Here is a 25,727-nt window from a genome sequence, read left to right as displayed (position 1 = left end):
GATGAACACACTGTTCATTATTTAACTTATCGGCGGCGTGATTCGTCTCAGGATTACGGCATATCGATGGGACTGGCGCATTTGTGTCATCGGAGAGTAAGTATCCCTGTACTAAACAGGGTTTTTCGTAGCGGGTCACATTTTTTCAACGGGGCCACTGCTATAACATCGGGCGGTCAACAGGAACTGGGCGTATGCCTCGCGGGACAGGGTATGAATCTCCTAAAATTACTGGCAGTCGGGATGGCGATTCTCTGGCTGGTCGGGTGCGATAAAAATTACAGCGGTGAACTTGCCGATGATGGCTACAACGCCGCCGGGCATGCTCACTATCAGCAGATGTGTGCGTCCTGTCACGGGCTGGATGGTAACGGTACCTCTGTCGGCCCCTCTCTCGTTGGCTGTGCAACCTGCTCGTCTTTTTCCGTGTTAACGGATGAAATCAGCCGTACGATGCCCATTGGCGATGTTGAGGCGTGCGTCGATGATTGTGCTTCGGACACCGCCGAATACATTCTATATGCCTTCAATGGCCAGAATCTCGCGGATGCGCTGGCCACCATTCAGGGTGTGGAAAACCAGTCTGCGGCACTGACTTTGCGCAAAGCATCACTTCAGTTGGTGGGGCGTTTGCCTACTGGCACTGAGTTAGCTCAAGTTGCGGAGAGTGCGGATACAGGTCTCAGTACCTCGTTGGATGCTATGCATCTGGAGCCCGGCTTCTACGATAGCCTGATGAGCTTTTTCAACGAGCAGCTCCTCACCGATAAGTACCTCACCAGCAACCTGAATGAAGGTGGCATCAACCTGCTTGACAGCGATGATTACCCGAATCGTAAGTGGTATGACAATGTATATGCTGGAGATGAACAGAGCAGTATCCGTCGCTGTGTGCGTACTGTGACCAACGATTCCGTGGCTCGTGAACCTCTGGAGCTTATCCGTTATGCGGCGATGAATGATTTGCCTCACACCCTCTATATGACTGCCGATTTCATGATGGTGAACTGGTACAGCCAGCAGGTGTATGAAGCAGAGCTGGTTGAGTCCGGCGAATTCCGTCAGCTGGCTGAACCCGTGTGTGATGAAAATGGTGTGCAGATTAATTATGACCCGAGTGACTTCCGCCCTGCTCGTGTCACCAAACAGCTTGAATACGAGTTAGGGGGGATTCCTCATGCCGGTGTTCTGACCTCTCCCATGTTTCTGAATCGCTACCCGACGACGCGAACCAACAGAAACCGTCACCGCGCGCGTATCGTGTTCGATTACTTCCTGGATACCGACATTCTGGCCATCGAGGGGGATCGCCCTGAGGACGGTATTGGTTCTGGTGTCAGCAACCCGACTCTCCTCGATCCGGCGTGTTACGCCTGCCATCAGGTTATGGACCCCGTGTCTTCTTCATTCCAGCATTGGACAGATCGTGGTCGATATATCGTAACGGGCAGCTCTTCTGTTAATGACTGGGACGGCTCGGATATTGAGCCACCGGGGTTGGGCGGTAAGCAGGCGCCACTGTCAGGGTCAGAAGGCCAGTTCCGTACTTTATTGCAATGGCTCGGCAGCGAGATTGCAGCCGATCCGAGATTTGCCCGTGCCACGGTACGCACGCTCTATGAGGGTATGATTGGCCAGGAGGTGCTCCCCGCACCGCCGGCTGATGCGTCCGACGATGAAAAGCTGGCGTATAACAGTCAGCGCGCCATTCTCAATAGTGTGGCGGATGCCATGGTCGCGGATGGTTGGGATATCAAGGCCGCAGTAAAAGCCTTGATCATGAGCCCTTACTACCGTGCCGCGAGCGTCAATGCGGAAGAGCTGGCGGTGAACGATCATATTGGTGCCAGTCAGTTCATCAGTCCGGAACAGATGCAGACCAAGTTGCAGGCGATCTTTGGTTTTGGCTGGGACGAGCTGCGCTGGGAAGATAACCGCATTATGTACGGTGGTATGGACTCGGACAGTGTGACAGAGCGGATTCGTGAGCCGGGCGGCCTGATTATCGCGATTCAGAATCGTATGGCGACCGAGATGGCGTGCCGTTCAACGGCGTATGATTTTCTTAATGCGTCTTCGCAACGTCGCCTCTTTCCGCATGTAGAAATTGAGACGCTGCCATTCGACCTCGAGGGAGCAGCTAACCCCTCAGCCGTTGATCGCATCAAAGAAAACATCCGCTATCTGCATTGGGTGCTACTGGGTGAAGACATCAGTGCGGGAAGTGTTGAAGAACAGGCAACCTACGATCTTTTCCTGGCGGTACTGAATGAGGGTCAGAACATGCTGGCCAACCGGGAGCAGTATGATCCTCAGCCGAGTAACTGGCTGGAGTGGGAGTGCCGGGCGCGTTGGCTTCGTCAGGCTGACGGGCGCACAGATGGCGACCTGCCATCAGAAGAGCGCATTGAGCAGGATGAGTACTACAGCATCCGTGCCTGGATGGCGGTGCTGACCTATCTCATGTCTGACTACCGTTTCGTGTACGAATAAGGAGGCCGCTATGAAACGTCGTAATTTTCTGCAGATGATGGCGGCCGCGGGCCTGACTGCACAGGCGCCTTTGTGGGCACCCAAAGTACAGGCGGCGGCGCCTGATCGTTTTCTGATTGTGGTGAATGCCAGCGGTGGCTGGGACCCGACATCGATATGCGACCCCAAGGGGCTTAATCAAGCCTATCAGGATCGCTCAGACCGCTACGAAGGCTCAACTAATTCGGTTGCTCTCGACAGTAATAAAACCTTCGGGAATATTCAGTGGAGCGCCATTCCTGAAGGGGTCTCTAATGATGAACTGGTGCGTCAGCGCATCAATGATCAGTTCGACGATTTTTTCACCACGCATGGCGATAAGCTGACGGTGATTAACGGCATCGATACTGGCACCAACAATCACGATACGGGCAACCGTTTCGTCTGGTCGGGTAACGATGAGACCGGCTACCCCAGCCTGGCCGCGTATTTCGCGGCATCGGTCGCACCGACGCTGCCGATGGCTTATATCAGTAACGGTGGGTATGACTTTACAGACTCACTGGTTGCGCGAGCCCGTGCCAGTAGCGCCGGATTTGTCAGTGAAGTTGCTGACCCGAACAGCTACTACGATGACCGCGGCTTTCACTTCCGTACTGCTAACCGTGGGGTGGATCAGTATTCCCATATTGAGGCAGCACAGCGGGCACGCATACAGCGTCAGCTGGATAGCGAGCCACTGCCACTCAGACGTAAACAGCTACAGCAGTTGTTTGGTATCCGTAATACCGACAGCAATCTCGCTGAGCTGACGGTGCGTCTGGAAGATCTTCAGGCGAATGTCCTTCGCGATGATCACTGGAACACCAACCGCGCCAACAGTCTCAAGAGCCAGGCCGAGGTGGTCGTTGCCTCAATGGCTGCGGGCCTGACTGCCAGTGCCAACCTGAACTTTGGTGGTTTTGACACGCACGGAAATCACGACGCCAATGCCTACCCAGACCTCGGGGACCTGCTCGAAGGCATTCACTTTATGATGGTGGCTTTGCAGTACGCCGGTATTGCCGATCGCACGACGGTTGTTGTCGGCTCTGACTTTGGACGAACGCCCTACTACAACTCAGGTAACGGTAAGGATCACTGGCCAGTGACCAGTATGTTGGTACTGCGACCTGAATCGAGCGGCGGCCGCGTGTTTGGTGCATCAACCACCGAGTTTTTGTCTCAGCCGGTGAATCTTACGACGGGGCAGCCGGATGCCGCAGGCGAGATTCTCACGCCGCAGCATGTTAACCGTGCCATACGAAATCTGATGGGCGTGGGCAGCTCCTCGCTGGCTGACAATTACCCTCTTAACGTACCTGACTTCAGGATATTTGGATGAAGCCACTGTTGTTTACAGGCCTGCTGTCTGTGTTGTTGCCTGTTCTTTCGGGCTGCTCTGCCGTTGAGCCCTGGGACCGCGGGCGCCTCGCGCACGATGTGATGGCCTGGGATATCGATCCGTTAAAAGCCTCGCTCGATAATCATATTCACCATTCTAAGGAAGGCTCGTCCGGCGGTGGCGCAGCGGCAGGAGGCGGCTGCGGCTGTAACTGATGAAGAAAACCATGAATTCTCTGGCGGCGCTGGCAGCGGCAGCGGCGCCACTTGCAGGACAGGCCGAGCCAGTACCCACAGAGCAGGCGGTAAGCTATCGGTTCAGCCAGTATCAGGAAGCCGATATACCTGAATCGCGAACCTTTTCTGACGAAACGGCGCGGTACAGTATTGATATTCACCAGCTCGGCTATCGCCGGCCATTAGTCGGTCAATGGTATCTGAACAGCGAGCTGCAGTACGAGACGATGTCAGGCGCATCGCCTATGCAGACCTACAAAAACTCGGAAGGCCAGAGTGCCGTGCTGATGAGCGGTGCCAGTATTGATGAGCGTCGGATTGACCTGAAACTCGCTCCTACCCGCTACTTTGAGGATAGTGTTGATGGCACCCTGGGGGGCTTACTGGCGATCTCGACCGAGAATGACTATGACTCGGTGGCCGTTGGTGCTGAAGGCTCACTCAATCTGATGAATAAACACACGACTCTGATGGGCTCACTGACCTTGTCGTATGACGTACTGGCACCGACCGATGAGTTTCTGTCAGAAGCCAGACGCAGAGCCGATGGCCGGGTGAAACGTAGCGTTTCTCTCTACGAGGGCGTCTCTCAGGTGATCAACAAGAATCTGGCTTTACAGATTGGTGCAGGGTTCACCCGACTCTCCGGATATCTGTCTGATCCTTATAAGTTGGACGACCATCGCCCGGGTGAGCGCTCTCAGTATCTGATTGATGCGCGGGCGCGCCACTACTTTGCGGTGGGTGGCGGTGCTGCTTTGCATCTGGATTATCGCTTTTACACCGACAGCTGGGGCATTTATTCCAACACGCTGGAAACCCGCTGGGCGCAGGCACTGAACGCCGGGCGCTTCAGTTTTAAGCTGACCCCTTCGTTACGCTACTACCGGCAGACGCAGGCCAGGTTTTATCGGCTGACGCCCGCTGAAGCCGGTGAGTACAGCAGTTCGGATTATCGATTGTCTTCCTACGGCGCATTTAACGTCGGTCTTGCAGCGAGTGCGGGTTATGGGCGCTGGCATATCAGTGGCGACATTCAGCAATACATGTCATCCGAAGATATGATGTTGCTGCAGACGCCTGACGACGAAGCACCGGCGCTGGTGGACTATTCAATAGTGAGCCTTGGGATTGAGTACAAAACACTCTGACGCCAGAGCGACCTATCTGGCACATGAGTTTCGTGCCATGGCGTCGCCGTGTTGTTTTCATTTGCCGGCAGGGACATCGCCCGATGTGATTAACGCCATGGAAGGCGAAGTCCGTCGTATCGAAGCGAAATACAGTCGCTATCGTGATGACAGCGTTCTTTCTGATATTAACCAGCGCGCAGGTCAGAAAGTGGGCCTGGATAACGAAACGCTCTGGTTGATTAACTATGCCTGTGCCTGCTTTGAGCAGAGTGATGGCCTGTTTGATATTTCTTCTGGCGTTCTGCGTCAGGCCTGGGATTTCCGCGCAGGGCAGTTACCTTCAGAGGTCACGCTGGCGCGGTTACTCCCCCGGATCGGACTCGGCCGCATTGAAATATCAGAGGCGCACCTGACGATGCCGCCTGATATGGAGCTGGATCTGGGCGGTATCGGCAAAGAGTACGCAGTCGATGCAGCAGCCGCGATTGCTCGTCAGGCAGGCATTAACCGTGGTGTGGTCGATCTGGGTGGCGATCTTTGCGTTCTCGGGCCGCACGCGGACGGCAGCCCCTGGCAGTTGGGCGTGCGTCATCCGCGCGATACGGAAAACGCGATCGCATCTTTGCCCGTATATCAGGGCGGTATGGCCAGTAGCGGCGACTATGAGCGATTCTTCGAAAAAGACGGCAAGCGCTATTGCCACCTTCTTAATCCCGAAAGCGGGTTTCCGGTGGATTACTGGGCATCTGTGACTGTAGTTGCGCCGTCCTGCCTGCTGGCGGGCACGCTTTCGACGATTGCCATGCTGAAAGAGGCGTCGGGCGAAGGCTGGCTGCGATCGCAGGCGGTCAACGCTCTGCTCATTCGGCCGGATTTATCATTGCTCAGTCTGACTGACTGCTAACCTGTGATAAACTCGCGGCCTTTTCCTCTTCCAGAATAATCCGGCAATGAGTACATCTGAACAGCAGCTTCGCGCGGGCGCAGAGGCCCTTGGTATCGAGGTCTCTGACAATGAGTTTACCGTCCTCCTTAACTATCTGGCGCTTCTGCAGAAGTGGAACAAAGCCTACAACCTGACGGCCATCCGCGATGAGTCCGGCATGGTGGCGCTGCATCTGCTCGACAGTCTGGCAGTGCATCCTGCAGTTCAGGATGCCGACAACATTATTGATGTAGGCACCGGCCCGGGTCTTCCGGGTATCGTTCTGGCGATTATGAATCCGCAGAAACGGTTTACCCTGCTCGACAGTAACGGAAAAAAGACGCGCTTCCTGTTTCAGGCAAAGACCTCTCTGTCACTCGAAAATGTCACTATCGTCAATGACAGAGTCGAGGCATATCATCCCCCGGAACCTTTCGATATGATTGTCAGCCGTGCTTTTGCTTCACTCGCTGATATGACCGGCTGGTGTAAGCACCTTCGGGCTGACCATGGTTGTTTTCTGGCCATGAAAGGACAATATCCACAGCAGGAAATAGATGACTTGAAAGGCCAGTTTGAGGTTACTCAGGTCACCGAACTTCGAATACCGGGCGTGGACGGCGAGCGTCATCTGCTGCGCCTGCTACCGGTTGTCTCATAAGGATCAACAGCGTGACTCACATTTTTGCTATTGCTAACCAGAAAGGTGGTGTTGGTAAAACGACGACGGCGGTCAACCTGGCAGCGTCGCTGGCGGCGACTAAGCGCCGGGTGTTGCTGATTGATCTCGATCCGCAGGGCAACGCCACCATGGGTTGTGGTGTGGATAAGTACGAAATCGAACGTTCTATGTACGACGTTCTGGTGTCTAACTGCAGTGCAGGGCAGGCTTTAACGCCAGCGCCAGAAGCCAACTTCGATGTACTTCCTGCGAATGGCGACCTGACGGCGGCAGAAGTCGAGTTGATGGAAGTGACTGGACGAGAGCAGAAATTGAATAACGCGCTCAAGGCGTTACTCCCTGATTACGACTATATCCTGATCGACTGCCCGCCTTCGCTGAATATGCTGACGCTGAATGCGCTGGTCGCCGCGCAGGGCATTCTGATTCCGATGCAGTGTGAGTATTACGCACTGGAAGGACTGAGCGCACTGATGCAGACCATCACTTCGATTCAGTCTGGCCCGAATCCGCAGCTCGAGATTACCGGTCTGATCCGCACCATGTACGATCCGCGCAACAGCCTGACCAAAGATGTGTCTGATCAGCTGACGGAGCATTTTGGCGATAAGCTCTTTACCTCCGTTATTCCGCGCAATGTGCGCCTTGCGGAAGCGCCGAGTCATGGTCTGCCGGTGTTGATGTACGATAAGGTATCAAAAGGCGCTCTGGCCTATCTGGCTTTGGCGGGTGAACTTAACCGGCGTATGACCGCGAGCAAATAATTACCGCCCTCAGGGCAGATGGAAACGATAGATGGCAACAAAGAAAAAACGTGGCTTAGGCCGTGGTCTCGATGCCCTGCTGGCAAGCTCCAACAGTGCGGCAGTCCCTGTCAGTGACTCGGTAGAAGTAGACGAGCAGGTCGGCACCGCTGAAAACAGCGAAGCCGGCTCACTAACAGGCAGCTCTTCTGCCCAGAGTGAGTTGCGCCACCTTCCGGTCGAGTGGATTCAGCCGGGTCGCTATCAGCCACGCCGTGATATCCAGCCAGAAGCACTGGAAGAGCTGGCCGCCTCTATTAAGGCGCAGGGCCTGATGCAACCGATCGTTGTGCGCCCGCTGCCTGGGCAGACTGATCGTTTCGAAATTATCGCCGGTGAACGTCGCTGGCGCGCGAGTCAGCTGGCGCAGTTGGATAGGGTTCCGGCGCTGATCCGTGACGTACCCGATGAAGCAGCCATCGCCATGGCGCTTATTGAGAACATCCAGCGTGAAAACCTCAATCCGATGGAAGAGGCTATGGCGTTGCATCGCCTGCAGCATGAGTTTGAACTGACTCAGATGGAAGTGGCAGAAGCCGTGGGCAAAAACCGTGCGACAGTGGCCAACCTGCTGCGCCTGATGAATCTCAACGACGACGTCAAAGTATTACTTGAGCACGGTGATATCGAAATGGGTCACGCCCGAGCGCTGCTTGGTTTGCCCGTTGAGCAACAGAGCAGCGCTGCAGCCGATGTTGTGGCCCGTGCTCTGACCGTGCGCCAGACCGAGGCGCTGGTGCGTAACCTGTTGGATGGCAAAGAACAGAAAGCCGACAGTAAGCAGCCGGTGAATCCGGACATTCAGCGTCTCGAACGCATGTTAGGCGAACGCCTTGGGGCAAAAGTGGCAATTCAGCACTCAGCGAAAGGCAAAGGCAAGCTGGTGATCAATTACACCAGCCTTGATGAGCTGGACGGTATTCTTGATCACATTAAGTAATTTTAAATGGGTGTTCTTACTCAACCGAGCGTTTATTCATTGGTTTTACTGGAGGTATTTCGCAACTGCTCAACCTCCTTTTCCAACGCTATTATCTCATTCCTCAGCTTGTCAAATATTTGATGCTGGAGGCTATAGCCCTGGTAGATTAAGGAACAGATAGCCACTCCTACGCCAATAACAGAGACAACTGCGACTCGATAGAGCCTTTTTAACGTGCTTTCCGCATTATTAGCTTTTTCTTCGGCTGCCCTAAACGTGTCAGGAATTGAACTTATAATACTCCCCTTATGAGCTCTGCTTAAGAAGTACTCCATCGATTTTTTAGTCTTGTCACTAGCTATCTCTTTTAGCGGGAACTCTGATGGTTCATTGTAATTTTCAACTGACTGGTCCCACTTGGGATGAGGGCTGAGCTTTGTGAATTCAATCCATATTAATCCTTCATTGAACTCAAATTGGTAGGAGTTTGCGGTTAGGTTATGGAGAGGAATGTTAATCTTACCCTTGTAACCTGGATCAATTAAAGGGCCTGTCCCTAATAGTAATCCTCTGTATACGTGCTTGATCTTTAAATTGAATCGTAGTGCTATATAGGGTGGCAGGTCAAATTCCTCCTGAATCTGAACGTACGCTATTGAGTTTGGTGGAAGAGTAAAGTAGTCCCCTTTACTTTCCAAAGATATTTTGATTTTCTTTTTTGTGTCAATATCCCAGTATATAACTTCATTGCCAATCTTAGCTTCGTAAGATGCACCCTTTAAATGTTGAGAGTCAAAAGGAGCGATCATCGATGTCACGTGAACATACTTCTGAATGTCACTTGAGTTTAGCAATGCAGGCGGGATTCGAGGAAATGGATCTTGACCATTGTTTACTTTTTCTTGGAAAAACTTCAGGCCACTACTCATAGCGAAGGATACTCTCGGCTGAGTTACCAATGTAGTCAATCTTTCTGTTTATTTGAGACTCCAGTTTAGATATGAAAATTTGCCTAGATTGGTCTGGAATATAATCAATATGGTTTAAAACAATTGAAGTTGGGTTGTTGGCATCTATTGCTTTTTTAACGATATCGGAATCGAACCTTGCAACACGCCTTAACTTATTCGTGGCAGTTGTGTGTTCATAGATTCTATTTTTGAGATTCAGTGAATCGGATAACTCCTCCCAAGTTAATTCATTTGGGAGTGGCCCTGAATTACCAGCAACTCTAATGGGGTATGTCCGAATGACCATAACTACCTCATCGACATCTAGAGGACTCAGTCCTGCTTCCGAAAGGAATCCGGCAGCAGTTGTATCACGGGATGTAGTATTAGGATAAAACTCTGAATGATATAAGGATAATCCGTAACCTTGCGTACCCTCTATTATAACTCGTTCATTCTTATTGAGTGCGTCGCGCAATACCTTTTTGGTATCGCACAAGAATATCTTTAGTTCTGGAATGTCTTTGGCAAAGATACATTGCCCAGTTCTCGAAATACGGGATCTCACTGCTGCGCCTGTGCCGCTGCCAGTAGATCCTATATTTTCTATTAGTCCGTCATCTTTCTCTTCTTTTAAATTGGCATCTGAAATAATAACGCTCATTGGATCGATGAGTACTCGATCTGTACTGATGCCTGTAGAGTCTATTTCTTCTTTTAAGATTTTCAGGTCAATATAGGAGCCTGCAGGTAATATACAGTTAGAAAAACTATTAATTGAGGCGGTAGGGAGTTGACGCAATGCGTATTTATTCCCTGCTTTACAGTAAACGGTATGTCCAGAGTTGGTACCTCCAACTCTGATCACGTATTTCGCTTGGTGTTGTTCCGCAAAATAGGCCGATGTTTTACCTTTACCTTCGGAGCCAAATTGACCTCCGACCACTATTGATACTGGCATTTATACCTCTCAAGAAGTAAATCGACTTGAGTATAAAGTTGACTGATTGAGGCGCTATTGTCTATCACTTCGTCAGATAGCTCAATGAGCCTATCGATATGATCCTCACAGAGCTTATCACTCCTATGGGCTGCTTGATTCCCATCTCGTTTCAATATTCTAAGGGTTCTTTCATCTTCATCTACGGCTAAGTGGACGTGAACTATTGCTGGCCCAAGTATTTCCCTCGCCGTTGCGACATCCTCTGCATACCTAGCTCCTTCAATCACTCCACTTTGTGCGTGTTCAACTTGCGCAGTCACCTCTTTTGCCAATGTACGCTGCTCTCCAGGAGAGTTTTGAATCCGAGCTCCTTCATCAATGAGCATATGGCGGGTGACAGCGTTACTGCCTAGTCGCGAGCGTACCGTTCCGCTGAATGAAGACACTTTAAACCCTTTATTTTCAAGGTATTGAGCAATTGTTGTTTTACCAGTACCTGATCTGCCACTCAGTAGAAATACTATGCGATTGATCCATGCCGAGTTATTAACCTCTAATGATGGGATAATCATGTAGTCTTCTGCAGCGTTGCCTAGGCCTTCAAAGTTTCCGGACCAGTAGAAGTGCGCCACGACTGCGGAAGTTATTGCGTCCAACTCATCGTGTGTTACTAAACTTTTTACAAAGTCTCCCTCAATACCAAATTCGTTTAACCCTGTCGTAAGGTACTTGAGACCGCTCTGTTTGCGCGGAATATTCATGATGTCTTGTGCGGCACCGGGATAACTTTCAATTACCGAAAAGCCTAACTTTCGAAGCTTACTCGCCAGTATCATGCCCCTTTGGGTTAACTTCTGCATACTTTGAATCAAACAAGGGTAGCTGTTTACGCCCCTTTTTTTGAGAATTCTTTCGCACAGTCGAGTTATCCCATATTTTTTGCGCATAGGATCATCGTCGAAAAATGAAGTACGCCCCTCTGGTATTGAAAGTGGTGAATCAATGGAAATTACTTTGGCTTTACTTTGAATAGCAAAACTGATGAGCTCGTCATCAGTTTTCAAACGCAATGTTTCTGCTCTATTCCCAACGAGTCTACACACACCAGATTCTCGTTCTTCACTCGAGACTAGATCTATACCTAGCACAACAAGCGTATCAAGCGCGCCGTTATGGTTAATTTCACTGTAGGTGACCAAAGGCTTGGAATTGCCTGAGAACTTTTCTAAAGCTATTGTGTAGGGGGTACAAGATTTACTACCAACAACAAATTTGTATTCGCTTTGTTGGCTAAAGTACGGTCCATTGAACGCTGCCTCTGGAATTTCCTTCGATTTACATAAGAGTTTAACGACTTTGTCGAGGATGTATCGCATGCCCTCTACATCGCAGTAGTTATATAAGAGGAGATCCTTCAACGCCGATATATCTCCCCTTCGGTACTCGTGCCACAGTACAGGGGCGTTATCTCCTCTGAGGGCTTCTACTTCGACCGGACGGTTAAAACCTAACTGTTCCTCGATGGATTTTTGCCCACCCGTTAGGCCGGCGCGTTTGGCGAGATAGCGTAAGTCAACGTGAGCTTCCGGGAGGTTGATGTCGGGGAATCGCTTTTTAAGAAACTTTAGGTCGAAGAGTGTCCCATTGAACGTTACGATTGCTTTTGCTCTAGAAATCTCTTGGAGTAAAGCATCCTCTGGTTGGCCGTTGATCCACGCTCCATATTTACCATTTAGACTCCATCCGACTAAAGTAATGTGGTCGTAGTACAGGCTAAGGCCTGTTGTTTCAATATCCAGAAAGAGAGTGTCAGAAGGGAAGGTTAACGCTATGCGGTAGAGGTCCTGCTTCTTTATAAGGCGTGCGAAATAGTCGGTATCTTGGCGTCGGTAGGCGTCGAGGCTAGCCTTTATTGAAGGTTCACTTGTATTGAAAAGATCATACTGAGAGGTGGAGTCAGCTATATAATCTTCCCAAGTGAGTATGTTTCTTGCCCATAGCTTCTGTTCTGTTTTAGCACTCTTGCCGGGCAGATGTGAAAACGTCGACTTCAGCATCTTGTTTTATGTCCTAGTTTTCAATGGGTGAATGATAATTTATGGTTGCCCTGATGACCATAGGAGCTTAATAGGTTGGCAGCCTGGATAATTTCATGATGTGGTCTGGTTGCGTACCGAGCATGCCTTAACTGACACTTCCCTGCAGGCGAGCCTTTGCTTACTAGACTTGTTAGTAACAGAGGACTTTCCTATGAAAATTCTGATGTGCAGCGCCCTGCTGCTTTCGGCGACCGTGGTGGCGACACCACGCCCCATGATGATGCTCGATGATTCCTCTCTGAGTAACACCCGGGTCGACTACCTTACCGGTCTGGAACAACAGAGAACGAATGAAGAAACCGGTAAAGAAGAGTCGGAAACCGGCGCAGCGCCGAAGCCAGATGTGCGCAGTGAGCTTCCGGTAGTGACTCCGGGGTCTGTTCCTACCTCAATACCCTTACCGTCGAAAGGGGTTTCTGTGCAGATCACCCCTCGTTAACTGCGGTTATAGGGGTTGATTTCAGCAGTCAGCCCATCATCTGCGGCCATGTCGGCCCTGTCTTACAAATATCTCATTGATTCGGCCCGCTTGCTGTTGATGCGCGGGGCCGTAGCCCCTATAATCCTCGCGCCCTGAAAATGGGTTGCTCAAACAGAGCGTTGCAAATTCAGCATCAAAGAAGTGGAGCACAGGTTGTCTTCGATACCGCGTCCACCGGTTTACAGGATCATTATTTTACAGCTGGTCCTGACCCTGATAGTTGCAGCTCTGGCCTGGATTCACAGCGATGTGGCCGCCAAATCGGCATTGCTCGGAGGACTGACATGCGCCCTCCCGAATGCCTACTTTATCTGGCGAGCGTTCCGCTACACAGGTGCAAGGGCAGCCACTCAGGTGGTGCAATCGTTTTACCAGGGTGAATCCTGGAAATTTGTGCTCACGGCGTTGTGTTTTGGTGTCATCTTCCAACGCGTTGAGCCTCTGAATGTTCTGGCACTGTTTGCTGGTTTCATAACAGTGCAGCTGGGGCACATTGCTTCAGCAAGAATCGCCAATTTATAAACCTTAAAATCTGAGAGTGTACGATGGCTGGTAACTCCCAAGAGTATATTTCGCACCACCTTACGAACCTGACCTATGGCAAGCTGCCAGCGGGCTACGTTCGTGAAAACGAAGACGGCACAACTACTGAGCTGACTGAAGCAACCTGGACTTTCGCTCACGGCGGCGCTGAAGCGTCTGCAATGGGTTTCAACGCGGTTCATGTTGATTCACTGGGCTGGTCTTTTGGTCTGGGCGCCCTGATCATGTTCCTGTTCTGGCGCATGGCTAAGAAAGCGACCACAGGCGTGCCAAGCGGCTTCCTGAACTTCGTTGAAATGATTGTTGAGTTCATCGACAACACTGTAAAAGAATCTTTCCACGGCCGCAGCGCGCTCGTCGCACCGCTGGCTCTGACCATCTTTACCTGGGTCTTCATGATGAACTTCATGGACCTTATCCCGGTTGACGTTCTGCCTACTCTGGCCATGGCCGTGGGTATCGATTACATGAAGGTCGTACCGTCGACGGACGTTAACGTCACGCTGGGTATGGCAATCTTCGTATTCGCTCTGATGATCTTCTACTCGATCAAGATCAAGGGCATCGGCGGCTTTGTTGCTGAGCTGACGCTGCAGCCATTCAGCGCTAAAAATCCTGTCGTTCAGGCCATCTTCATCCCAGTGAACTTCTTCCTGGAGATCGTTGCCCTGATCGCTAAGCCTATCTCTCTGGGTCTGCGTCTGTTCGGAAACATGTACGCCGGCGAGATGATCTTTATTCTTATCGCACTGATGTTCTCTGCGGGCATTGCACTGGGCCTGATGGCTGGTGTTCTGCAGTGGGCGTGGGCGGTATTCCACATTTTGGTGATCACACTGCAAGCGTTCATTTTCATGATGTTGACCATCGTGTATCTGAGCATGGCGCACGAAGATCATTAATTTTTAAACCTTAAATTCACTTAACTAACTTAACTTCTATTTGGAGAAAATTATGGAACAAGGTCTGGTATTCCTGGCTGCGGCTCTGATGATTGGTCTGGGTGCTCTGGGTACAGCTATCGGTTTTGGTCTGCTGGGTGGTCGTCTGCTGGAAGGTACTGCTCGCCAGCCTGAACTGGGTCCAATGCTTCAGGGTAAAATGTTCCTGATCGCTGGTCTGCTTGACGCCGTACCTATGATCGGCGTTGGTCTGGGCCTGTACCTGATGTTCGCAGCTTAAGGGTTCATTTCTTAACGAACTTCCTTAATCAACGAACATGAGGGCTCTGGCGTGAACTTAAATTTGACTCTGATCGGCCAGATCATCACTTTTGGCGTCTTCGTGTGGTTCTGCATGAAGTTTGTATGGCCTCACCTGCTGACGGCTATGCAAGAACGCGAAAAGAAAATTGCCGATGGTCTGGACGCAGCTAACCGCGCTGCACGTGATCTGGAACTGGCTCAGAAAGAAGCCGCGGACCAGCTGCGTGAAGCAAAAGAGAAAGCTGCTGAAATCATCGAACAGGCGAACAAGCGTGCTAACCAGATCGTGGACGAAGCAAAAGATAATGCTCGTTCCGAAGGTGAGCGCATCGTAGCTGCTGCTCAAGCTGAAGTTGAGCAAGAGGCAAACCGCGCTAAAGAAGCTCTGCGTAAGCAGGTGTCTGAACTGGCAGTAGCCGGTGCAGCGAAAATCCTTGGCAAATCAGTAGATGCATCAGCTCACGACGAGCTGCTGGATACACTGGCCAAAGAGCTCTAAGCGAGGTTTTCCATGGCTGAATTAACAACTCTCGCTCGGCCATACGCAAAGGCAGTGTTTGCTGAAGCAAGTGAGAAGAGTGCACTGGACGCCTGGTCTGATGACCTGGCAGTCCTGTCGGCTTTCGCAGCCGACGCCGATCTGGCGAAGGTACTGGTGCATCCTTCCCTGACGTCTGAACAGCAGGCACAGGCACTTATTGACGTATGTGGCGACAAGCTGAACGAAGCAGCCAAAAACCTGGTGGCCGTATTGGCCGAAAACAAGCGTTTGGCATTACTGCCTGAAATCGCTGAACTCTATGAAGAACTGAAGGCAAAACTGCAGAACGCAGTGGATGTTGTCGTCACTTCAGCATACGAGCTGAGCGATGCCCAGGCAGAGAAACTGGCAGCTGCCTTAAAAGCCAAATTGCAATGTGACGTACGGGTAACCAGCGAAGTCGATGAGTCTCTCATCGGTGGCGCCATTATCCGTGCCGGGGACTTGGTTATAGACGGTAGCTTAACTGGCAAACTGTCAAAGTTAGCCGAAGCGATGAAATCCTAGTTTGAGGGACGATTCATGCAGCAACTGAATCCATCTGAGATCAGTGAAGTAATCAAGAAGCGTATTGAAAGCCTTGATGTTACTTCTCAAGCCCAGAACGAGGGCACCGTCGTATCTGTATCCGACGGTATCGTTCGAATCCACGGTCTTGCCGACGCTATGTACGGTGAGATGATTGAATTTGAAGGCGGCGTATTCGGCCTGGCAATGAACCTGGAGCGTGACTCTGTTGGTGCTGTTGTTCTGGGTGACTACAAAGGTCTGGCTGAAGGTCAGACTGCGAAGTGTACTGGCCGTATTCTTGAAGTACCTACTGGCAAAGCATTGCTGGGTCGTGTGGTTGACGCACTGGGTAACCCAATCGATGGTAAAGGTCCTATTGAGACTGATACCACCGCTCCTGTTGAGCGCGTTGCACCGGGCGTAATTGCACGTCAGGGTGTTGATCAGCCTCTGCAGACTGGTTACAAAGCTGTTGACTCCATGGTACCGGTTGGTCGTGGTCAGCGTGAGCTGATCATTGGTGACCGTCAGACTGGTAAAACGGCGATGGCGATCGATGCCATCATCAACCAGAAAGGTACTGGCGTTAAATGTATCTACGTTGCCGTAGGTCAGAAGCAGTCTTCTATCGCTAACGTTGTACGTAAGCTGGAAGAGCACGGTGCCCTGGAGCACACCATTATCGTAGCCGCTGGCGCCGCTGATCCTGCAGCAATGCAGTTCCTGGCTCCATACGGTGGTTGTGCGATGGGTGAGTACTTCCTGGACAACGGTGAAGACGCTCTGATCGTATACGATGACCTGACGAAACAAGCTTGGGCTTACCGTCAGATCTCCCTGCTGCTGAAGCGCCCACCGGGCCGTGAAGCATACCCAGGTGACGTATTCTACCTGCACTCACGTCTGCTTGAGCGCGCATGTCGCGTAAACGCTGACTACGTTAAGCAGGTCAGCGGTGTTGAAGGTAAGACTGGTTCACTGACGGCTCTGCCGATCATTGAAACCCAGGGTGGTGACGTATCTGCGTTCGTACCTACGAACGTGATCTCCATTACCGATGGTCAGATCTTCCTGGAAACCAACCTGTTCAACTCCGGTATCCGTCCGGCGATGAACGCGGGTATCTCTGTATCCCGTGTAGGTGGTGCTGCACAGACCAAGATCATCAAGAAGCTCGGCGGTGGTATCCGTCTGGCGCTGGCTCAGTACCGTGAACTGGCGGCATTCGCTCAGTTTGCTTCTGATCTTGATGAAGCTACCCGTAAGCAGCTGGAGCACGGTAAAGCCGTTACTGAACTGATGAAACAGGGTCAGTACGCTCCAATGTCTACTGCGGACATGGGTCTGTCGATTTTCGCTGCTACTGAAGGCTTCCTTGAAGACGTTGAAGTGGCCAAGATCCAGGCATTCGAAGCTGCTCTGCTGAGCTACGCCAACAGCGAATACGCTGAACTGATGGCGAAGATCAACGTGAAGGGCGACTTCAATGACGAGATCGCGGCAGGTCTGAAAGAGTGTATTGAGAAGTTCAAGAGCACTCAGACCTGGTAAGTCCGGTGCTGGCGGCCTCCTGAAAGGGAATCACCGCCAGCTGGATTCACTCAGCTAACAAGGTTGCATTATGGCAGTCGGTAAAGAAATTAAAGAGCAGATTTCGAGCGTACAAAGCACGCAGAAAATTACCTCAGCAATGGAAAAAGTTGCTGTGAGTAAGATGCGTCGTGCTCAGCAGCGCATGGAACAGAGCCGTCCATACGCGGATAAAATCCGTGATGTGATCGGTCACCTGGCCAATGCGACTTCTGAATACCGTCATCGTTATCTGCAGGACCGCGACGTCAAGCGTGTTGGCTATATCGTGGTGTCTTCCGACCGTGGCCTGTGTGGTGGCCTGAACAACAACATGTTCAAGCGCCTCGCCCAGCAAGCCGGAGAGTGGAAAGAAAAGGGTGTTGAAGTCGATTACTGTGCAATCGGTTCAAAAGCATCTCTCTTCTTTAACAGCTTCGGTGGCAATGTTGTCGCCTCCCAGTCTCATCTGGGTGACGCTCCAGAGCTGGCCAGCCTGATCGGTGCGGTTAAAGTGATGTTGGAAGCGTTCGATGAAGGTAAGATCGATCGCCTGTACATCATCTACAACCGTTTCGTGAACACCATGACCCAATCGCCTGAAGCGGTGCAGTTATTGCCACTCAAGGCACAAAAGGACGAAGAACTGAAAGGTCACTGGGATTACATCTACGAACCAGACGCCAAAGAGATCCTCGAAGGTCTGCTGGTGCGTTACGTAGAATCTCAGGTCTACCAGGGTGTAGTAGAAAACAATGCCTGTGAGCAGGCTGCGCGTATGCTGGCGATGAAAAACGCCACCGATAACGCCGGCAACATGATCACCGAGCTGAACTTGCTGTATAACAAGGCTCGTCAGGCGGCTATTACTCAGGAAATTTCAGAAATCGTCAGCGGTGCCGCGGCTGTATAAGCCGGGCAACGAACAGGTTTTAAGTTAAGAGGAACCGAAAATGAGCGGACGTATCGTACAGATCATCGGTGCCGTCATCGACGTGGAATACCCACGCGAAGATGTACCTAAGGTCTACGACGCCCTGACCGTAGATGGTACTGAGACCACCCTCGAAGTTCAGCAGCAGCTGGGCGACGGTGTTGTCCGTACTATTGCGATGGGCTCCACTGAAGGTCTTAAGCGTGGCCTTCCAGTAACTAGCACTGGTGCACCTATCCGTGTACCAGTTGGTAATGCAACTCTGGGTCGTATCATGGACGTTCTCGGTCGCCCGATCGATGAATGTGGTGAGATCGGCGAAGAAGAGCGTTACGAAATTCACCGTGATGCCCCATCTTTTGATGAGCAGGCGAACAGCACTGACCTGCTGGAAACCGGCATCAAGGTTATTGACCTCATCTGCCCATTCGCTAAGGGTGGTAAAGTCGGTCTGTTCGGTGGTGCCGGTGTTGGTAAAACCGTAAACATGATGGAGCTGATCAACAACATTGCGAAGGCACACTCCGGTCTGTCTGTATTCGCGGGTGTTGGTGAGCGTACTCGTGAAGGTAACGACTTCTACTACGAGATGGCTGAGTCTGGCGTTGTAAACCTGGACGACAAAGCACAGTCTAAAGTAGCAATGGTATACGGCCAGATGAATGAGCCACCAGGCAACCGTCTGCGTGTAGCACTGACTGGTCTGACCATGGCTGAGAAGTTCCGTGACGAAGGCAAAGACGTACTGCTGTTCGTTGATAACATCTATCGTTACACCCTTGCTGGTACTGAGGTATCTGCACTGCTGGGTCGTATGCCATCTGCGGTAGGTTACCAGCCTACACTGGCAGAAGAGATGGGTGTTCTTCAGGAGCGTATTACTTCTACTAAGACTGGCTCGATCACCTCGATCCAGGCGGTATACGTACCTGCGGATGACTTGACTGACCCATCTCCAGCAACGACCTTCGCGCACCTTGACTCTACTGTTGTACTGTCACGTGACATCGCGTCTAAAGGTATTTACCCAGCGATCGATCCACTGGATTCCACCTCTCGTCAGCTGGACCCACTGGTTATCGGTAACGAACACTACGAAATCGCTCGTGGCGTTCAGGGTGTACTGCAGCGCTACAAAGAGCTGAAAGACATCATCGCGATTCTGGGTATGGACGAACTGTCCGACGAAGATAAGCAGCTGGTTGCCCGTGCACGTAAGATCGAGCGTTTCCTGTCTCAGCCATTCCACGTGGCAGAGATCTTCACAGGTGCGCCTGGTAAGTACGTGTCTCTGAAAGAAACCATCCGTGGTTTCTCGGGTATTCTGAATGGCGACTACGATAACCTGCCAGAACAAGCGTTCTACATGGTCGGTACTATCGACGAAGCCATCGAGAAAGCCAACAACATGTAATGGGCGGGCAGGCGCTGTACTTGTGCAGCGCTCTGCCTCCTCTGAACAGAGGAATAGAACATGGCAATGACCGTCCACTGCGATATCGTCAGCGCTGAAGAGAACCTCTTCTCTGGTCTGGTCGAGCGAGTAATCGCGGCTGGTGCTTTGGGTGACCTGGGTGTTGAACCTGGCCACGCAGCCCTGCTGACTCCGCTCAAGCCGGGCCCTGTCCGCATTGTTAAGCAAGGCGGCGAAGAAGAGATTGTCTACGTCTCTGGCGGCTATCTCGAAGTACAGCCAAATTCAGTGTCCATCCTGGCCGATACCGCTGTTCGTGCAAACGACATCGATGAAGCCGCGGCACTGGAGGCGAAAAAACACGCTGAACAAGCGATGGAAAATCAGGGTGCAGACTTTGATTACTCCCGCGCTATGTCTCAGCTCGCTGAAGCGGCAGCACAGCTGCGTACGATTCAGCAGATCCGTGAGAAGCTTGGTAAGCACTAAGTTTTATCGGATCAGAAAGAACCCGCTCCGGCGGGTTTTTTTATGTCTGCTGAACGCAGCTGAGCTGCGACCGGCGTACAGTGGTCATCAGATCCGTGAGAAGCTTGGTAAGCACTGAGTTTATCCGACTATAAAAGCCGTAACGGCGGGGCTTTTTGGTGGTCTTTTAGTTTACTACCAATCATTTCTCGACCATTGTCTGTTTCACGCCTGATTGCGCTTGCTCAGAAACTCGCTGAACGCTTCTTCCAGCTTGTCGTATTCATCCTCAAACATGTGCTTATATTTCTTCAGCGTATCCATGTGCCCCTCGCGGGCTTCGGCTTCCAGGGTTTTGCAGATATGTTGCAACCGCGTCGCCGCAACACTGGCCGACGAGCCTTGCAGGAACTTAGCGAGCGACACGACCTCTGCGGTATCAGTCCGCGCCAGCGCGCTCTTCAATTTAGCGACTTTTTCTTCACTGGCTTCATGAAATACATCAATTAATCTTCCTAGTCGCTCTTCCTGATTACTTACCAGCTTCATGACGGTTGGCTTATCCCACACGGGGTATATATCCAGGTCAGTGCTTTTTTCAACCACCAGCTGCTCTACAGGCTGATATTCGGCAGAGGTGACGGCTGACATCCATTGAGTCAGTGCTTTCCGCAGCTCTTCGTTATCAATCGGTTTGGCTAAATAATCGTCCATACCGGAGAGCAGGCATTTCTCACGATCTCCTGCCATAGCACTTGCAGTCATTGCGATGACAGGGATTCTGCAGGCACTATCGCCGGCATATCCCCCGCGAATCTGGCGAGTACACTCATAGCCGTCCATGGAAGGCATCTGACAATCCATAAGGATAAGATCAATCAGGTGGCCGGAGCGACGCAGCATATCGATGGCTTCTACGCCATTTCCGGCGGAAACGACTTCAGCGCCAAGGTGACGCACCATTCCCTCTATTACCGCCAGGTTAATCTGGTTGTCGTCAACCGCGAGAATTCTTCGCCCTGCCAGGGCGGCAGTTTTACCGCTGCTCTCCAGATTGGAACTTTTTTCGTCAGCAGATCCTGTTTTTAATCGGCGAACCGCATACTCCAGTTGCACCGGAGTAATGGGTTTCGATAAACGGAAGGCTCCATGCAAGTCGGGAAGTTCGATCTCTGTGCGCTTTACGTGAGGCACGGTGATGATGACTCCAGCGACGTTTTCATGAGGTACGAAGTTTTCGGCCAGGGTGGCATCAATGATTATGTAGCTACCTTTCCGGATATGCGCATCAGGCCGTGGGTGACGTGAGCTGATTGCTTGAGCACCCCAGCTTTTGAGAAGTTTTACCAGGTTTGCCGCTGAATCATCGGAGCGGTCAATGACATGGAAGTTGAGCCCGGAAAAATCGGGGTTTTGTTTTTCAGCTTCTGAACCTACTGCCAATTTCTGAACAAAAGTGGCTGTGAATTTAGTGCCTGATCCTTTTTCGCTCTGAACATCCAGTCTGCCACCCATTAACTTACAGAGTTTATTGGTAATAGTGAGTCCCAAGCCTGTACCACCAAATTCTCTTGTTACCGCCGCATCCTCCTGAACAAAGGCGTCGAAAATGGTTGGCAGTTTTTCTTTGCTTATACCGACACCGGTATCCTCTACTTCGATGCTCAATGTGGTGCTTTCTGCGTTTGTATTCTGCGTAGTCAGCCGTACAAGAATATGCCCTTTCAGCGTAAACTTGATCGCGTTATTAATCAGGTTGGTGAGTATTTGGCGGATACGGTTTGCATCACCGGAAAGCGAAGGTGACTGTACTTCTGAAACATCGAGAATGATCTCCAGACCTTTTTCTGACGCCGGGACTGACATGGATAGCACCAGATCTGAGATCAAGCGATTGAGGTCGTAGGGGATATTATCAATATCGAGTTTTCCTGCTTCGATCTTTGAAAAATCGAGGACATCATTAACGATCGCTGCCAATAATTGTGAGCTGGTATCTGCAAGATCAAGATACCGCTTTTCCTGAACTCTGAGTTCGCCGCGGCGAATCAACTGAAGCATACCAATAATGCCATTAAGAGGTGTCCGGATTTCATGGCTGACATTAGCAATAAACTGGCTCTTGGCGCGGCTTGCGGACAGTGCCATATTTCGTGCCTGCTCGAGTTCTTCGGTTCTCTGTTCGACGACGGCTTCGAGGTTAGTGTTTAAATCGCGGATTCGTTGTTCTGCTCGTTCCTGTTCGCTGATGTCCCGAATGATTGCAGAAACACCGATGGCCGCTCCCTTGGCCGTTTTGATGGGTGATACGCTGAGTTGGGTGGTCAGAGTGTGCTGATTTTTTGAGACAAGAGGTACGCGTAATGTCTCAGGTTGACCACCTTCAGCAACGCTGGCGATCACTTCTTTGACCCATTCCTGATGCTCGCCAGTGGCAAAGGTCTCGGTAAAGTCACTGTTTTCAATCTGGCGGCTGCTATAACCCAGGATGCTGGTTGCAGCGCTGTTCCAGCTTGTTATGGTTCCGTCCGTGCGCATCCCTATGATGGCATCCGTTGAGTCATCCACAATGGCACGGAAGCGTGCTTCGGTATCACTCAGATTTAAGGTTTTACGTACCTGCCGCTGGTAGAACAGGAACAGCACACTCAGTACGAAAGAAACAACTAAGGCGGCGGCGCTGAACCGCAACGTGTCTGAGATCGTTTGTTGCTGGATAAGCCGCGTTGGGGTCGCTATGGCAACCTTGATAAACCGATCACCATTGGAGCCGGGCATGTTCAGCTGGCGCTGCGTCAGGTAGTAGTGCGCTCCGTCGCTGTTTGCTGATACGAGTGCGGTACCGCGGTGAATAGAGTTTTGCTCTGCGCTGTACAGGTCGCTCCAGAGCGTGGCGTTTGCGAATTCAAAGCTGAAGGCCTCTCCCGATGTGGGTGACACAAGGATATGGCCATCGTGATCGTACAGGTACACTTTGCTTGTATTGGCTGCCAGGTTACTGAGACGAGACAGCAGGAAATAGGCGTCAAAGTTAAGAACCAGTGCGCCGAAAAGATGGCCATCTTGCGCATATATCGGCATGACGAGTCGGTAAACTGATTGATGTGGATAGGAAACGCGCCCGTATTCTTTATTCAGTTCAATATCGGATAGGTAGAAGTCGTTGGCTCGGATATAGGGCAGTATTTCAACGTAATCGCGGCCCCGCTTCTCCTGAAGTTCGGTACTGTTTGCAACCCGGGTGCTGCTGCCGGTGCGCTGCACACGAATAATTTCCGACCAGTTGCCGTCATTGATCAGATAGCGCGCCTGCAACGCGTGAGCGTTATTTTCAATGTAAGCTTGAAAGATGGTTTCCAGACGGGCTTTCCATTGTGCCTGCCGGGTATTGTCGAGCGGATCGATACCGCCGTTGCCTGAGGACCGCACTATGCCATGTATGGGTGGAGTCGCATAAAGGAAGCGTAGCTGGTGATAGTCCCTTTCGAACTGCTTGGCGAGTTCATCGATGATGGCGCTCTGCTGCTCGCCTGAAGCCTGCTGATACTGATCAAACACGCGCTGTTCAGACAAGTAGTATTGGCCGACTGTCACGAGTGTGAGCAAGAGAAGCAGGCCGAGTACCATGGTTTGTGGTCGTATATAGGCAGCTTGCTGCTGTTTGCTCGTGTGCCTCAGAAACATGGGGCTGCCTCTCGTGAACGTTGGCCTGTTCTCAAGGTTTAGTTCAAAGAGGCCAATATTCAACTCGATACTATGTGTGTCTCCTGACAATCAGGACGAGACTCGGCTATCAGAACGGCAGTCTCGTCAGCGCTTATCGGATAGCTTGTTGAGCAGCAGGACAGGCACGAGGCCGATAACGACAATGAGTAAAGATGCGGTGGAGGCCTCGGCGATGCGCTCATCGCTGGCCAGCTTATAGACGCGGGTCGCCAGCGTTTCAAAATCGAACGGGCGCAACAGCAAGGTAGCGGGTAGCTCGCGCATACTGTCGACGAAGACAAGGATGCCCGCTGCCAGTATTGAGCGGCTCATCAATGGCAGGTGGATACTTTTCAATACGCGCCATGGAGTCGCTCCCAGGCTGCGAGCGGCTTGATCGTATATCGGAGGAATAGCTTCCATGCCACTGTTGGTCGAGTTGAACGCCACGGTGAGAAAGCGCACGACATAAGCATATACAACGATGGCAACCGTACCGGTCAGTAGTAGCCCAGTCTGAATATCAAACTGCTCGTCAAAGAAGGTAGCGATGGCGCGATCGAATTGCGATACCGGGGCGAACAAGCCTACTGCCAGCAAGGCACCGGGTAGCGCATAACCCAGTGTTGATAGTTGGATAGAAAGGTTCACGGCTTTGCTGTCAGTCAGACGCTTAGCGTACGTCAGGACAAGCGCGATGATGACAGCGGCCAGTGTCGCTGACAAAGCCACTTGCAGGCTATTGCCGATAAACCCGGTAAAGCCATGTCCTAGCAGTGGATCACCTGTGGTCAGTGCGAAATACGCGAGGGTGCCACCAGGGATCAAGCTGCCCAATACGACAGGCAGAACGCACAGTAATGTCGCGCCTGCTGCTACTAGGCCTGTCAGCTGGGTGCGCTGAAGGTTACCGTCGCGGGCGATGGCTTGAGCCTGAGACGGGCGCCGGTTGTACTTTTCGATCACGATGAGCAGAACAACAAAGCTGAACATGACCGCCGCTAACTTCAGTGCCGCAGCCTTATCCCCCATTGAAAACCAGGTTCGGAATATGCCCGTCGAGAAGGTGGGTACGGCGAAGTAATCAACCGTGCCGTAATCCGCCAGCGTTTCCATCAAGACCAATGCTAGGCCACCCACTAAGGCGGGTCGGGCTGCTGGTAAGGCGATGCGCCAGAATGCATAAAACGGACTGGCCCCCAAGGTGCGCGCTGCATCATAAAGTGTCGCCGAGCGTTGGATAAAGGCCACACGAACCAGTAGGTACACATAGGGGTACAGCACCAGACTGATAATGAAGGCCGCACCACTCAACGAGCGTATTTCAGGAAAGTAATACTCACCAGCATACAAGCCAGTCAGGCTTCTGATCAGGGTCTGCACCGGGCCACTGTAATCCAGCAGATCGGTATAAACATAGGCGACGATATAAGCAGGGGCGGCGAGTGGCAGCATTAACGCCCAGGTCAGAATTCGACGTCCGGGGAACTCGGTTGCAGCGGTGAGCCACGCCGTTCCCACGCCAATTACAGTGGTATAGAGCGCGACCTGAACCATCAGGAGCAGAGTGTTACCTACGTATCCGGGCAGAACGCTACTGCTGATATGTGACCATGTTGATGTCGTTGGAGCGAACAGGGAGGTCAGAATGACAATAACGGGAACAAGCGTAAAAACAGAAATAAGAAAACTGCTGATTAGCCAACGCCATTGCGTCTGTTGGTTTTGCATGCCGGCTCTAATATTACGCGTGAGGTTGGTGTAGTATAAAGAACCATTCGCATATGTGACACCTGTTATTCGAGCCC

The 25,727-nt window shown here is 51.6% G+C and carries 23 protein-coding genes; 18 read left to right on the top strand and 5 right to left on the bottom strand.

Features of this window, described 5'->3' with window-relative positions; translation table 11 throughout:
• Window positions 1–213: 213 nt before the first annotated feature.
• Genes BW941_RS03905 through BW941_RS03870 form a run of 8 tightly spaced genes read left to right on the top strand, consistent with a single transcriptional unit; the run spans window position 214 to window position 8,575 of the window.
• Complete coding sequence (locus BW941_RS03905) at window positions 214–2,493, top strand: c-type cytochrome (RefSeq protein ID WP_076514354.1); 2,280 nt, start codon at window positions 214–216, stop codon at window positions 2,491–2,493.
• Between the two features lie 10 nt (window positions 2,494–2,503).
• A complete protein-coding gene (locus tag BW941_RS03900; protein WP_076514353.1) occupies window positions 2,504–3,856 on the top strand; it encodes a DUF1501 domain-containing protein in 1,353 nt (450 codons plus the stop codon).
• Complete coding sequence (locus tag BW941_RS03895) at window positions 3,853–4,071, top strand: DUF4266 domain-containing protein (protein WP_076514352.1); 219 nt, start codon at window positions 3,853–3,855, stop codon at window positions 4,069–4,071. Before BW941_RS03900 ends, BW941_RS03895 begins: the two co-directional genes overlap by 4 nt.
• A complete protein-coding gene (locus BW941_RS03890) occupies window positions 4,071–5,243 on the top strand; it encodes a DUF3570 domain-containing protein (RefSeq protein WP_076514351.1) in 1,173 nt (390 codons plus the stop codon). Before BW941_RS03895 ends, BW941_RS03890 begins: the two co-directional genes overlap by 1 nt.
• Entirely contained in the window at window positions 5,224–6,129 is a 906-nt protein-coding gene (locus BW941_RS03885) for an FAD:protein FMN transferase (RefSeq protein WP_139325732.1), read from the top strand. The genes BW941_RS03890 and BW941_RS03885 overlap by 20 nt, the downstream gene beginning before the upstream one ends.
• Before the next feature lie 46 nt (window positions 6,130–6,175).
• The gene (rsmG, locus tag BW941_RS03880; protein WP_076514350.1) at window positions 6,176–6,811 is read left to right on the top strand and encodes a 16S rRNA (guanine(527)-N(7))-methyltransferase RsmG; all 636 of its coding nucleotides are present in this window, start codon (window positions 6,176–6,178) and stop codon (window positions 6,809–6,811) included.
• An 11-nt stretch (window positions 6,812–6,822) separates the two neighbouring features.
• Window positions 6,823–7,596, top strand: coding sequence for a ParA family protein (locus tag BW941_RS03875; RefSeq protein WP_076514349.1), 774 nt, complete (start codon window positions 6,823–6,825; stop codon window positions 7,594–7,596).
• Between the two features lie 31 nt (window positions 7,597–7,627).
• Window positions 7,628–8,575, top strand: a complete 948-nt coding sequence (locus BW941_RS03870; RefSeq protein ID WP_076514348.1) for a ParB/RepB/Spo0J family partition protein — start codon at window positions 7,628–7,630, stop codon at window positions 8,573–8,575.
• A 32-nt stretch (window positions 8,576–8,607) separates the two neighbouring features.
• Here BW941_RS03870 and BW941_RS03865 read toward each other — a convergent pair whose 3' ends face one another.
• The 3 genes from BW941_RS03865 to BW941_RS03855 are packed head-to-tail and all read right to left on the bottom strand — an operon-like array spanning window position 8,608 to window position 12,507.
• Window positions 8,608–9,486, bottom strand: coding sequence for a dCTP deaminase domain-containing protein (locus BW941_RS03865; protein WP_076514347.1), 879 nt, complete (start codon window positions 9,484–9,486; stop codon window positions 8,608–8,610).
• Window positions 9,479–10,468: an adenylosuccinate synthetase gene (locus tag BW941_RS03860; protein WP_076514346.1), complete on the bottom strand. Its 990-nt coding sequence runs from the start codon at window positions 10,466–10,468 to the stop codon at window positions 9,479–9,481. Before BW941_RS03860 ends, BW941_RS03865 begins: the two co-directional genes overlap by 8 nt.
• The gene (locus BW941_RS03855) at window positions 10,453–12,507 is read right to left on the bottom strand and encodes a ribonuclease H-like domain-containing protein (protein WP_076514345.1); all 2,055 of its coding nucleotides are present in this window, start codon (window positions 12,505–12,507) and stop codon (window positions 10,453–10,455) included. The genes BW941_RS03860 and BW941_RS03855 overlap by 16 nt, the downstream gene beginning before the upstream one ends.
• A gap of 193 nt (window positions 12,508–12,700) precedes the next feature.
• Here BW941_RS03855 and BW941_RS03850 point away from each other — a divergent pair, with 193 nt between their 5' ends.
• From BW941_RS03850 to BW941_RS03805, 10 genes are all read left to right on the top strand, one after another.
• Window positions 12,701–12,988, top strand: coding sequence for a hypothetical protein (locus tag BW941_RS03850; protein WP_076514344.1), 288 nt, complete (start codon window positions 12,701–12,703; stop codon window positions 12,986–12,988).
• A 195-nt stretch (window positions 12,989–13,183) separates the two neighbouring features.
• Window positions 13,184–13,552 (top strand): F0F1 ATP synthase subunit I, encoded by a 369-nt coding sequence (locus BW941_RS03845; protein WP_245820034.1) that lies wholly within the window; start codon window positions 13,184–13,186, stop codon window positions 13,550–13,552.
• Window positions 13,553–13,575: 23 nt separating this feature from the next.
• Window positions 13,576–14,475 carry a F0F1 ATP synthase subunit A gene (atpB, locus tag BW941_RS03840; RefSeq protein WP_068435191.1) on the top strand — a complete coding sequence of 300 codons (900 nt, stop codon included), beginning with the start codon at window positions 13,576–13,578 and terminating at the stop codon, window positions 14,473–14,475.
• Between the two features lie 52 nt (window positions 14,476–14,527).
• Window positions 14,528–14,755 carry a F0F1 ATP synthase subunit C gene (gene atpE / locus BW941_RS03835; RefSeq protein WP_015488783.1) on the top strand — a complete coding sequence of 76 codons (228 nt, stop codon included), beginning with the start codon at window positions 14,528–14,530 and terminating at the stop codon, window positions 14,753–14,755.
• Between the two features lie 51 nt (window positions 14,756–14,806).
• The gene (locus tag BW941_RS03830; RefSeq protein ID WP_076514342.1) at window positions 14,807–15,277 is read left to right on the top strand and encodes a F0F1 ATP synthase subunit B; all 471 of its coding nucleotides are present in this window, start codon (window positions 14,807–14,809) and stop codon (window positions 15,275–15,277) included.
• Window positions 15,278–15,289: 12 nt separating this feature from the next.
• A complete protein-coding gene (locus tag BW941_RS03825; RefSeq protein WP_076514341.1) occupies window positions 15,290–15,826 on the top strand; it encodes a F0F1 ATP synthase subunit delta in 537 nt (178 codons plus the stop codon).
• A 15-nt stretch (window positions 15,827–15,841) separates the two neighbouring features.
• Window positions 15,842–17,380 carry a F0F1 ATP synthase subunit alpha gene (atpA, locus tag BW941_RS03820; protein ID WP_076514340.1) on the top strand — a complete coding sequence of 513 codons (1,539 nt, stop codon included), beginning with the start codon at window positions 15,842–15,844 and terminating at the stop codon, window positions 17,378–17,380.
• A 70-nt stretch (window positions 17,381–17,450) separates the two neighbouring features.
• Complete coding sequence (atpG, locus tag BW941_RS03815; RefSeq protein WP_068435183.1) at window positions 17,451–18,311, top strand: F0F1 ATP synthase subunit gamma; 861 nt, start codon at window positions 17,451–17,453, stop codon at window positions 18,309–18,311.
• A 40-nt stretch (window positions 18,312–18,351) separates the two neighbouring features.
• A complete protein-coding gene (atpD, locus tag BW941_RS03810; protein ID WP_076514339.1) occupies window positions 18,352–19,746 on the top strand; it encodes a F0F1 ATP synthase subunit beta in 1,395 nt (464 codons plus the stop codon).
• Window positions 19,747–19,806: 60 nt separating this feature from the next.
• A complete protein-coding gene (locus BW941_RS03805) occupies window positions 19,807–20,235 on the top strand; it encodes a F0F1 ATP synthase subunit epsilon (RefSeq protein WP_076514338.1) in 429 nt (142 codons plus the stop codon).
• Between the two features lie 204 nt (window positions 20,236–20,439).
• Here the strand turns inward: BW941_RS03805 and BW941_RS03800 are convergent, their stop codons facing one another.
• Together BW941_RS03800 and BW941_RS03795 are read right to left on the bottom strand one after the other, a co-directional pair.
• Complete coding sequence (locus BW941_RS03800; RefSeq protein ID WP_076514337.1) at window positions 20,440–23,898, bottom strand: ATP-binding protein; 3,459 nt, start codon at window positions 23,896–23,898, stop codon at window positions 20,440–20,442.
• Between the two features lie 126 nt (window positions 23,899–24,024).
• Window positions 24,025–25,650: an ABC transporter permease gene (locus BW941_RS03795; RefSeq protein ID WP_076514336.1), complete on the bottom strand. Its 1,626-nt coding sequence runs from the start codon at window positions 25,648–25,650 to the stop codon at window positions 24,025–24,027.
• Between the last annotated feature and the right edge of the window lie 77 nt (window positions 25,651–25,727).

Origin of the sequence: Thalassolituus maritimus (assembly GCF_900156675.1) — a bacterium.
GTDB classification, from domain to species: domain Bacteria; phylum Pseudomonadota; class Gammaproteobacteria; order Pseudomonadales; family Oceanobacteraceae; genus Thalassolituus; species Thalassolituus maritimus.
The sequence above is the reverse complement of the archived record's forward strand: the minus strand, read 5'-3'. Positions and strand labels throughout refer to the sequence as shown.

Coding starts and splice junctions, on each gene's coding strand:
- BW941_RS03905 (WP_076514354.1), top strand. CDS start 214: ATGAATCTCCTAAAATTACTGGCAGTCGGGATGGCGATTCTCTGGCTG.
- BW941_RS03900 (WP_076514353.1), top strand. CDS start 2,504: ATGAAACGTCGTAATTTTCTGCAGATGATGGCGGCCGCGGGCCTGACT.
- BW941_RS03895 (WP_076514352.1), top strand. CDS start 3,853: ATGAAGCCACTGTTGTTTACAGGCCTGCTGTCTGTGTTGTTGCCTGTT.
- BW941_RS03890 (WP_076514351.1), top strand. CDS start 4,071: ATGAAGAAAACCATGAATTCTCTGGCGGCGCTGGCAGCGGCAGCGGCG.
- rsmG (WP_076514350.1), top strand. CDS start 6,176: ATGAGTACATCTGAACAGCAGCTTCGCGCGGGCGCAGAGGCCCTTGGT.
- BW941_RS03870 (WP_076514348.1), top strand. CDS start 7,628: ATGGCAACAAAGAAAAAACGTGGCTTAGGCCGTGGTCTCGATGCCCTG.
- BW941_RS03865 (WP_076514347.1), bottom strand. CDS start 9,486: ATGAGTAGTGGCCTGAAGTTTTTCCAAGAAAAAGTAAACAATGGTCAA.
- BW941_RS03860 (WP_076514346.1), bottom strand. CDS start 10,468: ATGCCAGTATCAATAGTGGTCGGAGGTCAATTTGGCTCCGAAGGTAAA.
- BW941_RS03855 (WP_076514345.1), bottom strand. CDS start 12,507: ATGCTGAAGTCGACGTTTTCACATCTGCCCGGCAAGAGTGCTAAAACA.
- BW941_RS03850 (WP_076514344.1), top strand. CDS start 12,701: ATGAAAATTCTGATGTGCAGCGCCCTGCTGCTTTCGGCGACCGTGGTG.
- atpB (WP_068435191.1), top strand. CDS start 13,576: ATGGCTGGTAACTCCCAAGAGTATATTTCGCACCACCTTACGAACCTG.
- atpE (WP_015488783.1), top strand. CDS start 14,528: ATGGAACAAGGTCTGGTATTCCTGGCTGCGGCTCTGATGATTGGTCTG.
- BW941_RS03825 (WP_076514341.1), top strand. CDS start 15,290: ATGGCTGAATTAACAACTCTCGCTCGGCCATACGCAAAGGCAGTGTTT.
- atpA (WP_076514340.1), top strand. CDS start 15,842: ATGCAGCAACTGAATCCATCTGAGATCAGTGAAGTAATCAAGAAGCGT.
- atpG (WP_068435183.1), top strand. CDS start 17,451: ATGGCAGTCGGTAAAGAAATTAAAGAGCAGATTTCGAGCGTACAAAGC.
- atpD (WP_076514339.1), top strand. CDS start 18,352: ATGAGCGGACGTATCGTACAGATCATCGGTGCCGTCATCGACGTGGAA.
- BW941_RS03805 (WP_076514338.1), top strand. CDS start 19,807: ATGGCAATGACCGTCCACTGCGATATCGTCAGCGCTGAAGAGAACCTC.
- BW941_RS03800 (WP_076514337.1), bottom strand. CDS start 23,898: ATGTTTCTGAGGCACACGAGCAAACAGCAGCAAGCTGCCTATATACGA.
- BW941_RS03795 (WP_076514336.1), bottom strand. CDS start 25,650: ATGCAAAACCAACAGACGCAATGGCGTTGGCTAATCAGCAGTTTTCTT.